Raw genomic sequence first — 14,694 nt, 5'->3', positions numbered from 1 at the left:
CAACCGGCTGATTCACTCTCCCACTCGCCGCATCATGGACGTTCAACTCACCGATAAAACCGTTCTCATCACCGCTTCCACCGGCGGCATTGGCCTGGAAATGGCCCGCGCTTTCGCCCGCGAAGGCGCCAAAGTCATCATCAACGGCCGCTCCGAGGCCAGCGTGACCCAGGCCGTTGCCGAGTTGCAACAGGAGTCCCCAAATGCGCAGCTGCTGCCCCTAGCTGCCGACAACGGCACCGCGGAAGGCACTGAGCGCACCATCCAGCAATACCCCGAGGTGGACGTGCTCATCAACAACCTGGGCATCTACGAAGCCACCGATTTCTTCGACGCCACCGACGAAGCCTGGCAGCGGCTGTTTGAGGTGAACATGATGAGCGGCGTACGCCTGAGCCGCCACTACCTGCGCGGCATGCTGACCCGCAACACCGGCCGCATCCTGTTCATCAGCAGCGAATCGGCCCTGAACCCGGCCCCCGAAATGGCCCACTACAGCGCCACCAAACTCATGCAGCTCTCCATTTCGCGCAGCCTGGCCGAGCTCACCAAGGGCACCGCCGTGACGGTGAACACGCTGATGCCCGGCTCGACGCACACGCCCGGCGTGGAAGAATTCATCCGCCAGGTATTTCCCCACGAAGCCGACTACGCCGCCGCCGAGCGCCGCTTCATGGCCGAAAACCGGCCCACCTCGCTTATCGGTCGCCTCATCCAGCCCAAGGAAATTGCCGATTTTGCCGTGTTTGTGGCCAGTCCGCTGGCCGGGGCCATCAACGGCGCGGCCCTGCGCGTGGACGGCGGCATCGTGCGCAGCGCGGTGTAGCGTGGACTTTATAGCGCGCCGCAGGTTGGTGTGAAATTGCCGAATATTGCCTTTCCCTTCACGCCGTTACCCTTGACGCTATTTCTTACCTCCCGTTTCTTTCAAGCGCTGGCGGCCATTGCAGTCGGCTTCGTGGTGGCCTTTTTCCTGCCCTGGCTGCTCGGGCCGATAAAAATCGTGCTGGGCCTGTTTGTGGTGCTGGCCTTGCTTGATGCGCTGCTGCTGTATGCGCCCGTGAAAGGGCAGACCGCGCCGGTATTCGGGCGGCGGGTGCTCGGTGAGAAGCTGGCCAACGGCTCGGATAATGACGTGCGGATTTACCTCGAAAACCGCTACCGGTTTCCCATCCAGACCGAGACGATTGACGAGATTCCGCACCAGTTTCAACGGCGCGATGTGCTGTTCAAAACGGCCATCAAATCCGGCGAAACGCAGATTATTGATTACCAGCTGCGGCCCACCAAGCGCGGCGAGTACGAGTTTGGGGCGCTGAATATTTACGCCGCTTCGCCGCTGGGGCTGGTGCGGCGGCGGTTTCGCTACGAGCAGGGCAAGGTGGTTCCTGTTTACCCGTCCTTCCTGCAAATGCGACAGTACGAGCTGCTGGCCATCCACAACCGCCTCACGGAGGTGGGCGTGAAGCGCATCCGGCGCGTGGGCCACAGCATGGAGTTCGAGCAAATCCGGCCCTACGTGGCCGGCGACGACCCACGCAGCCTGAACTGGAAAGCCACCGCCCGCCGCACTGGTACCGGAACCGATGATGCGCTGGTGGTGAACCACTTCCAAGACGAGCGCGCCCAGCAGGTGTACTGCCTCATCGACAAAGGCCGCGTGATGCGCATGCCGTTTGATGGGCTGAGCCTGCTCGACTACTCTATCAATGCTACGTTGGTAGTCAGCAACATTGCGCTGCTCAAGCACGACAAAGCCGGGCTACTCACCTTCTCGAACCGCCCCGGTGCCGCGCTGGCCGCCGACCGCCGCCCCGGCCACCTGCTGAAGCTCCTGGAAATTCTTTACCGCCAGAAAACCAAGTACCTCGAAACCGACTTCGAGTTGCTCTACGCCACGGTGCGAGCCAAAATCAAGCAGCGCAGCCTGCTGATTTTGTTCACCAATTTTGAAACGCTGCACGGCATGCAGCGCCAATTGCCCTACCTGCGCCGCCTGGCCAAGGACCACCTGCTGCTGGTCGTGTTCTTCGAAAACACCGAGTTGCGGGCCTTCCTCGAAGCCCCGGCCGGGTCGACGGAGGACGTGTACAACCAGACCATCGCCGAGAAATTTGCCCAGGAAAAGCGCCAGATTGTGCTCGAGCTGCAGCGTTACGGCATTTATTCGCTGCTGACTGCACCGAAGGATTTGACAGCCAACACCATCAATAAGTATCTGGAATTCAAAGCCCGCGGCCTGATATAGACCACGGGTTGGCTCGGATTTTACGGATTCCAGCGTGCGCTTACTTCCGGTTGTGGACAGCAATTTGTAGTTAACGGGCAATTCAACTCTAACTGAACACGATGCCAAAAACTGGGAAAGCGCCGAAATGGGGGAAATGGCTGGTGCTACTGCTGGGGCTGCTGACGCGCCCGGCGGCGGCTCAAACCGCGTCTGCATTACTACCGCTGCCTGCCGAAGCCAATTACGGCCAGGGTCATCTACTGTTAAAAACGTCGCTGAAACCGCTGTTGCCAGCTCAGGTAGACCCGGCGGTGGCGGACGCGGTGGGCCGTACCATCAACCGCCTATCGCTGGCCACGAAAACGGCGGGGCTGGCCACGCTGCAAATCCGCTACGGCCGCGTGGGCCGGCCCGAGCTGTTTGACGAAGAGCGGTATTCGCTGCGCGTGACGCCAATGGGCGTGAGCATCGACGCCCCCACCAGCCTGGGCGTGCTGCGGGCACTGGCCACGCTGGAGCAATTGCCGCGCACCGATAAGAAAGGCCGCTATCTGCCCGAAGTCGACATCCGGGACCAGCCGCGCTTTGCCTGGCGCGGGCTCCTGATTGACGCGGCGAGGCACTTTATGCCCGTGGCCGTCATCAAGCGCAACCTCGACGGCATGGCGGCCGTGAAGCTGAACGTACTACACTGGCACCTCACCGATGACCAGGGCTTTCGCATCGAAAGCAAGGTTTTTCCGCGTTTGCAGACGGTGGGCAGCACCGATGGGCTGTTTTATACCCAAGCCGAGGTACGCGAGGTGGTGGCTTACGCGGCGGCGCGCGGCATCCGCGTGGTGCCGGAGTTCGACATGCCCAGTCACACCACCAGCTGGATTGTGGCCTACCCGCGCCTGAAATCGGCCGATTCGACTTACGCCCCCTACACCCGCTGGCGCACCACCAACGTGGCCATCGACCCGACCCGCGAAACCACCTACACCTTCCTGGATTCGCTGCTGACGGAGATGACGACGCTGTTTCCGGACCCGTATTTCCACGCCGGCGGCGACGAAAACGACGGCCGCAACTGGCGGCGCACCCCGCGCATCGTGGCCTGGATGCAGGCCCACAAAATGGTGAAGGCAGACGGCAAAACCGTAGACAAGCACCAATTGCAAACTTATTTCAACCGCCGCGTGATGGTGATGCTGCAACAGCGTGGCAAAACCATGATTGGCTGGGATGAAATTCTCGGCCCCGACTTACCAAAAGAAGCCGTCATCCAAAGCTGGCGGGGCAAAAAGGGCCTGAACGATGCTGCAAAACTTGGCCACCCGGTGCTGCTTTCGAGTGGTTATTACATCGATTTGAACCTCAGCGCGGCCAGTTCCTACCTCACCGACCCGCTGCCGCCCGACACGCCCCTCACGGCCGCCGAGCAGAAGCTGGTGCTGGGTGGCGAGGCGGCTATGTGGGCCGAATACGCCGATTCGGTCGTACTCGACTCGCGCATCTGGCCCCGGGCGGCCGCCGTGGCCGAGCGGCTGTGGTCGCCGCAGGCTGCGACTCAGAGCGTGGCGGATATGTACCGCCGGCTGAATGTATTGTCCCCGCAGCTCGAAACGCTGGGCCTGCGCCACCGCCGCGTGCCCGAACTGCTGCTGAAGCAGATGGCTGGCACCAGCAACGTGGTTCCGCTGCGCACCCTGGCCGAAGTTATTGAGCCGGTGAAGGAATATAAACGCAATTTCCAGGGCTTCAACTACACCACCGCCACCCCGCTCAACCGCTTGGTAGATGCCGCGCCGGCCGAGTCGGATGTGGCCCGCCGCTTCGGCGTGCTGGTGGACAGTGTGGTGGCGTTCAAGCCCGCTTCGCCTAATTGGCTGCCGGCCTCGCTGCGCCAGCTGGGCACGCTGCGGGCTCAGGCCGTACGCTGGCAGGTCAACGATGTACTGCTCCAACCCCTGCTCGCCGCTAACCCCAGCCTGACGGAATACGGCCCGCTCTCCACCCGGCTGGCCGCCGTGGCTACCGTGGTGCTGGAGCGCCTCACGCAGCTGCAAACCGGTCAGGTTCCCTCCCTGGCGTGGCTGGCCGCCACTCGCGCCACGCTGGATGCCGCACAGGCCCCCGCCGGCCAGGCCGAATTGGCCGTGGTGAAAGCCGCCCGCAAGCTGGTCGGGCTGTAGCAGCGCATCTTTGCGGCTCATCGTTAGCTTCGCTGACCTTCGGTTGAACGGCGACACTGGACCCGTCCTGACGGCGCGACCGACGAGCCGCAAGTCTGCGGCGCTACACCATTCTTACTTTGCCTAGTTCTCTGTTACGTCAGCTTCTTCCGCGCCTAGGCATCATCCTGGCCCTGCTGCCCTTCCTACTGCTCACCGCGTTCAATCAGCCGTTTTTCGACGACTTCCGCAACGGCTATTGGATGCGGGAGCACGGCACTTGGGGCGTGCAGTTGTGGCTGTTTCAAACCTGGACCGGGCGCTTCACCACCACCTTCATCATGACGGTGCTGAACCCCGTGGCCTACGGCTGGCTGGGCGGGGTGAAAGTAGTAGCGGCAGCGGCTTTTTTGGCTCAATGGGCCAGCTTGGCGCATTTGCTACAGGTGCTGGGGCACACGGTTTTGCGACGCGCGTACTCCTGGGGCCGGGCGCTATGGGCAGCGGGGCTGTTGCTGGCGCTGTTTTGCAACGCCGCGCCGTCGCCATTCTCGTTCCTGTATTGGTTTTGCGGCATCGTGGCCTACCAATTGCCGTTGATGGGGCTGCTGAATTTCACAGCATTGGCCCTACGCGCAGTCTGGGGTCCGGAAGCCACGCGGTGGCGCTACGCGGGCCTGGCCTGCCTGCCGCTGGTGCTGGCCCTCACCGGCAACGAGCTGACGCTGGTGCAGGCCGTGCCCGTACTGGCGCTGTTGGCTTTCGCTTTGCCCCAAACGGCCCGGCCCAAGCTGCTGCTGTGGCTCGGCATCGGGGCGGCGGCCGTTGCACTGGCGGCTGTGGCTCCCGGCAACTGGGCCCGCGTAGCCGCCATGGCTCCGCCCGCCGACCCTTACCACGCCTACCGCTGGCTGGTGCTTGGGCCGCGCGCTGCTTATTCGATGCTGCTGTTTCTGAGCAAGCCGCTAACTGAATTTAGCGTGCTGGCGGCCGGAGTGGCCGGGCTGTGGCTTGGCCGCCAACAATTGATTGATAGCCAAACGATGGTTCTGCTTTCTCGCCGGCAATGGGCAACAGTATTGGCAGGGTTTAGCCTGCTGAATTTTATTGGCTTTTTGCTGTTCCGGCACCTCGTGGTAGGGCCGCCGCTGCCCCGCGCCCAGAACGAAATCATGCTTGTGCTGCTACTGTCCACGGCCGGGCTGGGGTGGCTAGTAGGGCTGCAGTTTCTGCCGATGGCTGCCGCGGGCAAGCATCGGCAAAAGCTGTTTCAATTCCTGTTATCGTTGCTTTTCATTGGCCTCATTGGGGCCGGGCATGTGTCCGAAGCATGGCGAGAGCTAACCACCAGTGCCGCCCCATTTGATGCCCAGATGCAGGCCCGTTTTGCCGCGTTGCGAGCGGCGCACCGCGCCGGCACCCCACAAGTCACGCTGCCACCGCTGCGCCTGCGCTACGGCCGGGTGCTGGCTCCACTGCACCAGTTCAGTTCAGAACTTGAGTTTGATATTGACCTCACACCTGGTTGCGCGGGCAATATTAATGGTGTAATGGAGCGCTACTTTGAGGTGCCCGACGTGTGCTGCGATGCGGCTGCCCCACCGTTGCCCGCCGCCCAATAGCCCCGGGCCAATAGCTCAGATTAGCCCAATTGCGGCTAACTTGCCTATTATGCAAGGAGAAATTACTCAGGCGTTGGCCAACCTCGACTTCACGGCCATCGACTTTGAAACTGCCAACGAACGCCGCGACAGCGCCTGTGCCGTGGGCGTGGTGCGGGTGCGCGGCGGCCAGATTGTGGAAACCTACGCCACGCTGCTGCGCCCCCGCGTGCTGCGCGTAGACTGGCGCAACCAGCAGGTGCACGGCATTTCGGAAGCCGAGCTATACGATGCCCCTACCCTGGCCGACGTGTGGCCCCAGCTCCTGCCCTACCTGCACCGGCAGCCCGTGGCGGCCCACAATTCGGCCTTCGACGTGAGCGTGCTCGAATACAGCTGCCGCGATTTCGACCTGCCCATTCCCGCCTTCCACGCGCTGTGCTCGGTGAAGCTGGCCAAGGTGTGCTGGCCCCACTTCGAGCGCCACAAGCTCGACCACGTGGCCGGGCAGTTCGGCATCCCACTCAGCCACCACGACGCGCTGAGCGACGCCCGCGCCTGCGCCGAAATCACGGTGCGCGCTTTCCGCTCGGGCACTGCGCTGCCGCTGTGCTTCAAGCAGCGCGAGCTCACGGCCGGGCTGGCGGCGCGGGCCGCCAAGCAGCGCGTGGCGCTGGCTCGCTAGGCTTTCGGTATTAACAGACCTTCAACCATAGCAGCCATCTGGTGTAGAGACGCATATTTGCGTCTCGTCGTTGAACAGAAATTGCGGTAACGGTGCGGCCGACGACACGCAAATATGCGTCTCTACACCAGACGATAATTAACCCAAACAGCTCTTAAAACAGCACCGCCACCTGCATGCGCCCGGTGTGCACGGTGTTGAGGTTGCTGGCTTTGCGGCCGTCGTAGGCCAGCGTGATGTTGAGGCCGTTGCTGAGGCGCTGCTCCACGTTCAGGTTCCAGGTGAAGTTGCTGCCGGGGCGCAGGGCGTTGAGGATTTCGATGGCCACCACGGAGTTGAGGGCGGTGGGGTCCGCGTCGAATTGCACGCGGGTGTAGTGCGTGGCGGCCGAAATGGTGCGCTTGCTCACCTGACTCAGGCGAGCTTCGAGGCCCAAATCATCAAAGAGGCCGGGGTGCGTTTCGGCCGGGGTGGGCGTGGGCAGCGTGGGCAAGGGCGCATCGAGCGTGTTTTGCTTGAAGGTGTGCGCGTAAGTACCCGTAAGGCGCAGTACGGGCGTGGGCTGGTAGCTGATTTCGGGCTGAACGGTATAAATCAGCAGGCGGTAGTTGCGGGCCAGCAGGTAGCTGCTGGTGGCTTCGCGGATGTCGCGCGAGCCCGTGAGGCGGCCCGTGAACGAGGTGGCCAGCGTGCGGCGTAGCAGCAGGCTCTGGGTGGTGAGGTTGCGCAAATCGGACCCTTGCGCCAGCAGCGTCTTCTGCTGCGTCTGCTGCACCGTGAATTCAGCCCCGAAAATCGGATTCGACCGGTTGAAATACAGCGTATTCCGAAACAGCTGATTAAACGCCAGCAGCTGGGCATCCTCCTTGTCGAAGCTGAAGGGGCTGAGGCGCTTGAGCACCGACGGGTCGGTGGTGCGACGGTCCACGGTAATGCTCGTGAGCGTGGCGAAGCGCGAGGCCACCGCCCGCCAGCCGCCGGCTTCGCGCCAGCCGCGCGGGGCGGCCGTGGTGAGGCGGTAGGCCAGCCGGTTGGTAAAAGCCGTGATGTAGTCGGTGGTGGGCAGGTACACTTTGATGTAGGTACGGTACTGCGCATCCGGCGTCTGGGCCTCAAAAAACTCGTCTTTGTCCTCGCGGCCGTTGCCGTTGAGGTCGCCGGCGTAGTAGTGCGTGCCCTGCCCGGCCGGCACGGCCAGAAACGAGTAGTCGCGCTTGAGCTCGCGGCCGGTGGCCACGCTGTAGTTCAGCTCGGAGCGAATCTGGTTTTGGAGCAGGCCGGCGTTGTAGAACACCTGGCCCAGCACCGTGCGGTTGCGGGCCAGGCCCAGGGAGTCGAGGTCGCGGTAGGTGCCCAGCACCCGAATGTCCTGGGTTTTGCCCAGGCGCGAAGCCAGCGTGCCCTGCCAGGTTTGGGCGGTGCCGCGCCGTTGCAGAGCGGTTTGCTCGCGGTTGGGGGTTTGGTCGCGGCGGTAGGCGTAGTCGAGGCGGAACTGGGTGTGGGCCGAGTCGCGGCTCTGGATAAACACGTCGTGCTCATCGAAGTAGTTGGCCGAGCGAATGGTGTCGGTGGTGGCCGACGTGACGCGGTTTTTATCGAACCGGTAGGTATAGCCGGGCACGATGCGGCCGCCCACGAAGCGCCCCGTGGCCTCGCCCCGCGCCCAGTTGGAGTGGAAGCGCCCGGCATCCGAATTCAGCAGAAACAGCGAGCCGCGCATCTCCAGGTTGCCCACTTTCTGGGCCGCGTCCAGCCAGTGCTGCAGGCCGTTCACCTCGCCCGGCCGGAAGCGGCGGCTCAGGCGGTAGTTCACTCCGTTGTTCGCATCCTTATTAGCCCCTACGCTGAAATTGAAGATATTATCCTCCCGCGCCACCGGCGTAGTGCCGGTGGTGGCCGTAGTGCTCACGTTGCTCCAGTTGCGGTCAAATTCAATGTCGCGGTAGCGGTCTATCGGCGAAAAGCGCTTGCCGGTGTACTCGTAATCCAGCGTCGAGCGGAGGCGGTAATCCTTCAAAACCCCGTTGGCCAGTGCGGCGGGCAGGCGGCGGTCCTGCACGGTATAGCCCACGTGCATGGCCCCGTCCTGGTCGCTCTCCGAGGAGAAGCGGTTGCGGTCGAGACGCGAGCGGGCCACGTCCACGAATACCGTCGTGCTGCTGTCCAGCTGATAGCTGAGGCCGGCCGTCGCCAGCTGCTTCAGCAGCGGCGTAGGGATGAGGCGCACCGGGCGGTAACGGCCCAGACCCGGCCCCAAGTATTCATACACGGTGCCGTTGGTGGTAAGGAAGCGCGGGTTGGTGCTGCGCGCGTAGTCGCCGTTGCCCTGCCCCACGTCGGTAAAGCGCACCGTGTAGGAGCCACGCAGCGAGTCAATCGGCGAATCGGCCCCTACGTAGGTGAACACCGGCACACGCTGGCTGCCCACCAGCCGCAGCTCGCGGTGGTACTGCACAATGCGGCGGTCGTAGGCCACTGAGTCGCCGCCGGTGGCGGTGGCCACGGCCACGTTGCCGGCCCGGCGCAGAGCAGCGCGCAGCGTGTCGTTCAGGTTGAGGTTGGGGGCGTTGTCGGGGTTGTCGGCTTCCTGGTAGAAATTGCCGTGCACGCTCAGGCGGCCCAGCTGCTGGTAGTGGCTGGCAGCCACCAGCGAGCGGGAATAGTTGAGGTCCGAATACTCGAAATCAATCCGGATGCGTGAGTTGCGGGTGATGAGGTGGCGCGGCGTAAACGTGACTTCGGCCAGGTTGTAGTCGATGGTGTAGTCGGCATCGAAGCCCCGGGTCTGCAGCCGGCCATCCAGGTACACCCGCTCCGAATTGGCCAGCACAATGATGAATTGTTCGCCGTTCGGCCCGTTCAGCCGGTACGGCCCCTGCACGTTCTCGATGGGCGGCACCTGGATGCTGGCAAACTTGCCCTTCGCCACTCCGCCCGCCACCGACGTCGACGAGCGCCACTTTTTGGGAGCGCGGAGCGGGGAGCGGGAAGTGTCCCCGCCGTCGACCACCGTCACCGTGCTCACTCCCCGCTCCCCGCTTCCCACTCCCGGCAGCCGGTTGGGGTCCGTGAGTTGGGGCTGGCTGATGGCCGGCGGGTTGAGGGTAGCCGGCGACGGCCCGACCGCCCCGCCCGGCACCTGCCCCGCCACGCCGTTCAGAAACACCGCGTTGGCCACGCCCGGCGCGGCCCCGAAGCCGCTCAGCCCCACCATCGGCGGACCGAAGTTGGCCTCCACGGCCGCGCCCTGGATGTTTTTGTAGTAGCGCAGGAAGTAGTCGGGCTTGTTGCGCAGCACCACGTCGCCGGCCGTCAGGTTCCAGTTGGGGTTTGTGAGGGTGATGTAGATTTTGTCGAACTGCTGCAGCTGCTGGGTGTTGCCCTCAGGCTGGAAGGGCACGTTCTGGTCCGAAATAGCGGCCGTGAGGTGAATATTTTCGGCCAGTTGTCCCTCCAATTGCAGGTTCAGAGCCGAGTTCACAAACACGTTCTGGGTGTTGCCAAAGCTTAGGCCCCGGCTCAGATTACCCGTTTTGCTCACGCCCGGTGTGTTCAGAATCTGCTCCTTTACCGAGAAATCCTCGAACCGGGAAATCACCTGCCGAAAACCCAGGCTGTCCATCAGGCTGCGCGGCCGTCGGAAGCGGGCCGCTGTGAGGCGCAGCGGCAGCACCCGGTAGCACACCAGAATGGAATCGGGTCGAGGTACGCCGCTGCTGTCACGCGGCGCGGCGCGCACCCAGCGGTAGCGGTCGGTGCGCCCGTCATAATCCGCGCCGCGCCCGTTGATAACTACCGACGAGGGCACCACCGTGAGCGAATCCGGCAGCGCAAAGCTGGTCGTATCACGGCCCGGCGCGAGGCGCACCCAGCGGCAGCGCCGGGTACTGGGCGGCGCTTCTCCGGTTTTGATGGGCCCTGCCGGGTACGACCGCGCCTGCGCCCGCGCATCTTGCCTACCCATGAATAGCGCCGCGACGAGCAGGCCCACCAGGGGGAAGCACAGGCGTAAACGACGAATCATTCGGTAAAGGTCGGGTTTGGCAGGTAACGACACGAACCGGGGATTTCGTGCCGTCGCGGTGGCGCTTGGGCTGTTTTACCCGGCCAGCGGCAGCTCAATAAAAAAGTCCGTCCCCTCCCCCACTTCGGTTTCAAACCATATTTTGCCCCCGGCGCTCTCAATGCCGCGCTTGGCCACCGCCAGCCCAATGCCCGAGCCGCTGGCCTTGGTGGTGAAATTGGGCACGAAGACTTTCTCGCGCACGTCCTCCGGGATACCCGCGCCGTTGTCGCGGATGGCTACCCGCACGCCTTTGCCGTCCACTGGTTCCAGGCTCACGTCGATGTGCGGAGCGCGGCCTTCGGGCACGGCCTGGCGGGCGTTTATCAGCAGGTTGTTGAAGGTGCGCACCAGCAGGTTTTCGTCGGCAAATACCACGTAGCGGCCGGTTTCAGCATCGGGCGGCAGGTGCAGGGCCAGCGCGCCGTCGTCGGTATCGGGCTGGTGCAAGCCGGCGCAGCGGCGCAGCACGGCGGCTACGTCCAAGCGTTCGGGGCGCATGGTGGGCAGGTTGGTAAAGGTGCTGAAGCTGGTGGCAATGTCGCTAAGCACGTCAATCTGGGTGATGAGCGTCTGGCTGATGCGGCCGATAAGCTCCTCGGCGTTGGGCCGGCGCTCGGCAATGGCTTTTTGCAGGAACTGCAGGCTCAGCTTCATCGGCGTGAGCGGGTTTTTGATTTCGTGGGCCACCTGCCGAGCCATTTCGCGCCAGGCCGCCTCCTTTTCCTGGGCGGCCAGCTCGCGCTTGCTGGCTTCCAGCTTGGTAAGCATGGCGTTGTACTCGCGCACCAGCAGGCCGATTTCGTCGTCGGAGCTGCGGTAGTCCAGCAATTCGTTTTCGCCGGTAAGCGTGGTTTGGGTAAGCTTTTCGGTAATGAGCTTGAGCGGGGCCGTGAGCTGCCGCGCCGCCACATACGCCAGCCCCAGAAACAGCAGAAACATCAGGGTGAAGATGTTCAGAATCGTTGTAAACAACTCCGTCAGCTTGGTATTCAGCGCCTTTTCCGAGTCGAAGAACGGAATGCCCACATACCCCAGAATCGGCCCCGTCGGCATGTCTATTTCGTCGGCCGACGACCCATCATCGTCATCAAATGGCGAGTTGACTGAATATTTCACTGCCTTATCAGCGGTTGCTCCTGTCAGCCCATGCCCCAGGGCGTGGCCCGCCAAGTCGGCCACCACTTTTTCGCCCGCACCTGACCGTACTGGCAAGTATAAGGAATTGAACGACAGCGAACCTGCCCGCTCCGTGAGCAGGGCGCGGGGCCGGTTGCGCTCGCGCAGCGCCACCATGGCCTGCGGGTTCACCAGCGGCCCCAGCAGGCCGGCATCGAAAATGAGGGGCTGACTGCTGGCCAACAGCTCCCCGTGGGCATCGTAGAGATTGAGGTCGGTTTCGGTAAGGGCCGCCACGTTCTTGACCAGCGCGGCCAGGGTGGGCCGGGCCGTGCTGTCGGATAGTAAGTGGCGCTGACGGCGCAGGCTTTCCAATGCCAGTTGCCCACGCCGCTCGTAGGTGCGGGCCAGGTCGCGCTTATAGGAATCGATGAGCTGGCTGGCCGTGGCCACGCTCACCACCAGCAGCGGCACCACAATGCCCACATTCAGCAGCAGCTGGATGCGCGTGCTGAAGTTGAGCCGGGGCAACGCCCGGCCGCGTATCAGCAACCCTACGCCGCCCAGCAATAGCCAGAAAAACGTCGACAGCAAAAACTGAAATGAAAAGTTGGCCAGCCAGTCGCCAAGCGAGTAGGTAGCCGTAGTGACGACCACCGTCCGGTCCAGCGACCCGCGCACGGCAAAATGGTGAAAAGCTCTGCGTGTGAGGCCCGTAGTATAAAGGCGGGGCTCGGCCAGCAAGGCCGTGGGCAGGCGGTTGGCGTAGTCAAAATCGCCTTCGCTGTACACCAGTCGGCCGTGGTTGTAACCAGCGTAGCTCAGTTCAGTAGCTAGGCCGGGCTCGAAGAACTTCTGGTCCACCAGTAGTTCCGGCAGCACGCTGTAGGAGGTAAGTTTTTTGAGCGTTAACTCCACCCGCACCGACCCAATGGGCAGGCCAATGCCACTCACGCGCTGCCCCGGCACGGTGATGTGCGCCACATAGCGCCGCGAGCCAAAAGGGTTATCGGACTTCACCAGGAAAACACCGGCCTGCCCGGTGGGCGTGGCCTGGCGCGCCGTGGCCGCGCGGGCTTCGCGCAGGCTGGGCGTGCCTTTGGGGGCGCCTATTGGGTCACCAGCCGCGTCATACAGCGTGATGGTGCTTTCGTACTTGTCGAAGTAGTCGCTCAGGTATTGGCGGGCAATGCGCTCACGCACCGCTTCGGGCCGCCCAAAAGCAGCGGTGAGCGACCGCCGCACAAACGGGTCACGCGCGATTTTGTGCATCTGCTCACTTAGCAGATATTCTCCCTGAAAATCATTATCAACCAGAAGATTTCCAGCCAGTCGTTGCTTATCAACCAGCACCTGTTTTTCGAAACGGGAATACAGCGCTAACGCCCCGGTGGCCGACGTGAGGGCCAGCAGCAGCACCAGCAGCACCGAGGACTGGTAGTTGCTGGTGGTCGGTATCGCCCGCAGGTTCACGGCCCGCACCAGCGCGGCGAACAACAGCAAAACGCCCAGGAGCAGCAACCACGGTTGCCCCAGGGCCAGCCCTGCCCCCAGCACCGGCAGTGTAGCCAATGCGGGGGCCAACAGCAGCAGCCGGCGCGGCACGTGCTGCAACAGGGCCCCCGCCAGCTGCGTCAGGCCGAATAGTCCCACCAGCCATGCGGCCGTGTGCAGCAGCACCGCCAGCGCCAGCACTACCCAAAATCCCGTAATCTGCACGCTCCGGCTTACATCGAGGCTCAGCTGAGAACTGCCAAAGACCGAAGTGTAATAGCTGAATAATAGCCCCAGCCACCCACAAAAAGCGCCCCCCACCAGTACTGCGGCCATCACCTGCCGGCCAAGAGTCTGCGGTGCCCGCAGCCGTAGCGGCACCTGAAAATGCCGCCATAAGGCCACGCTTCCCACAGCTACCAGCAAAGCCAGTAGGGAGTCGAGCATCAAGTCGCCCAGCGAGGGCGCCCACCACGCCGCCGCGTACACGCGCGGGTCGAATAATGGCAACTCAATGAATGAATACGGCAACCCCAGGTACAGCAGCAGTGCCCGCAACACCACCAACGGCACTACCAGGGCAACCACGGAAGCCATTGGCCGGCCCGCTCCCCACCAGCGCCACGCCAGTAGCAGCCACCCCGCGGCATACAGCAGGCTTCCAAGTGCCAGCAGCCCCAGCGGCACATATTGTCCCGTGAGTGGATTCGGTTGTAAGCGCCTGATGGAAAACAGGTAATGTCCATCGGGCGCATCAAACCGGGCCGGTCCTTCGGCGGCGCTATCTGCTACTACCTTTAGCTCCATGCCCCTGAACAGCGCCTGCTCGCCTCCCTCCCGCAGGTACCGATTGCTGATGTCGTAGTGCCGCTCCAGCGGTAGATAAACCAGAATGAGATACCGGCCGGCCAGGCGGCGCAGTTGCAGAAAACTCCCCAAGGATGTTTCCACCAGTCGCTCGGAAGCGGTGCCGGCGGCCTCCGCTTCGGGCCGCAGGGTAGCATCGGACCAATAGCGCAGCGCCCCGTTCTCCAATATGCAGGTGGGGTACGTCGTCTGCGCAATCAGCTTTTGAAAGCTGTAGCCACCGCGAGGCAACTCGGCGGCTACGGTATCGACCTCCCGGCGGGCCGTAGCCTCAGCGTTGCGCACCAAATGCTGCAGGCGGGCTACATCGGTGCGTTGCACAACGCCCGGGGTTTGCGCGTAGCGGCTGGCCAGGTATCCCCCTACAAAGCACAATACAGCCCACAGCAGCAACAGCCAGGGCAGTCGTCGCCATGAGGAAGCTTGCTTTACGGATGAGCCAAAAAAAGGAAGCTGACGCAAAAAAGAGAAAATGAAAT

At 63.1% G+C, this 14,694-nt stretch carries 7 protein-coding genes; 5 read left to right on the top strand and 2 right to left on the bottom strand.

What is annotated here, in order from left to right; translation table 11 throughout:
* Positions 1-34 precede the first annotated feature (34 nt).
* The 5 genes from I7X13_RS10005 (at position 35) to I7X13_RS09985 (ending at position 6,672) form a co-directional block, all read left to right on the top strand.
* On the top strand, positions 35-826 hold the full coding sequence (locus I7X13_RS10005; protein WP_198075359.1) for an SDR family NAD(P)-dependent oxidoreductase: 792 nt from the start codon (positions 35-37) through the stop codon (positions 824-826).
* A gap of 72 nt (positions 827-898) precedes the next feature.
* Positions 899-2,248 (top strand): DUF58 domain-containing protein, encoded by a 1,350-nt coding sequence (locus I7X13_RS10000; protein ID WP_198075358.1) that lies wholly within the window; start codon positions 899-901, stop codon positions 2,246-2,248.
* A gap of 101 nt (positions 2,249-2,349) precedes the next feature.
* Positions 2,350-4,407: a beta-N-acetylhexosaminidase gene (locus I7X13_RS09995; RefSeq protein WP_198075357.1), complete on the top strand. Its 2,058-nt coding sequence runs from the start codon at positions 2,350-2,352 to the stop codon at positions 4,405-4,407.
* A 119-nt stretch (positions 4,408-4,526) separates the two neighbouring features.
* Positions 4,527-6,008: a hypothetical protein gene (locus I7X13_RS09990; protein ID WP_198075356.1), complete on the top strand. Its 1,482-nt coding sequence runs from the start codon at positions 4,527-4,529 to the stop codon at positions 6,006-6,008.
* Between the two features lie 49 nt (positions 6,009-6,057).
* Positions 6,058-6,672, top strand: a complete 615-nt coding sequence (locus I7X13_RS09985) for a 3'-5' exonuclease (protein WP_198075355.1) — start codon at positions 6,058-6,060, stop codon at positions 6,670-6,672.
* A 154-nt stretch (positions 6,673-6,826) separates the two neighbouring features.
* Here I7X13_RS09985 and I7X13_RS09980 read toward each other — a convergent pair whose 3' ends face one another.
* Positions 6,827-10,696, bottom strand: coding sequence for a hypothetical protein (locus I7X13_RS09980; RefSeq protein ID WP_198075354.1), 3,870 nt, complete (start codon positions 10,694-10,696; stop codon positions 6,827-6,829).
* A 75-nt stretch (positions 10,697-10,771) separates the two neighbouring features.
* Complete coding sequence (locus tag I7X13_RS09975) at positions 10,772-14,536, bottom strand: sensor histidine kinase (protein ID WP_317191559.1); 3,765 nt, start codon at positions 14,534-14,536, stop codon at positions 10,772-10,774.
* Positions 14,537-14,694 lie beyond the last annotated feature (158 nt).

It is taken from the genome of Hymenobacter negativus (assembly GCF_016056375.1).
Lineage (GTDB): Bacteria > Bacteroidota > Bacteroidia > Cytophagales > Hymenobacteraceae > Hymenobacter > Hymenobacter negativus_A.
The sequence above is the reverse complement of the archived record's forward strand: the minus strand, read 5'-3'. Positions and strand labels throughout refer to the sequence as shown.

Excerpts from the sequence above, each read along its gene's own strand:
- I7X13_RS10005 (WP_198075359.1), top strand. The coding sequence starts at position 35 with ATGGACGTTCAACTCACCGATAAAACCGTTCTCATCACCGCTTCCACC.
- I7X13_RS09995 (WP_198075357.1), top strand. The coding sequence starts at position 2,350 with ATGCCAAAAACTGGGAAAGCGCCGAAATGGGGGAAATGGCTGGTGCTA.
- I7X13_RS09985 (WP_198075355.1), top strand. The coding sequence starts at position 6,058 with ATGCAAGGAGAAATTACTCAGGCGTTGGCCAACCTCGACTTCACGGCC.
- I7X13_RS09980 (WP_198075354.1), bottom strand. The coding sequence starts at position 10,696 with ATGATTCGTCGTTTACGCCTGTGCTTCCCCCTGGTGGGCCTGCTCGTC.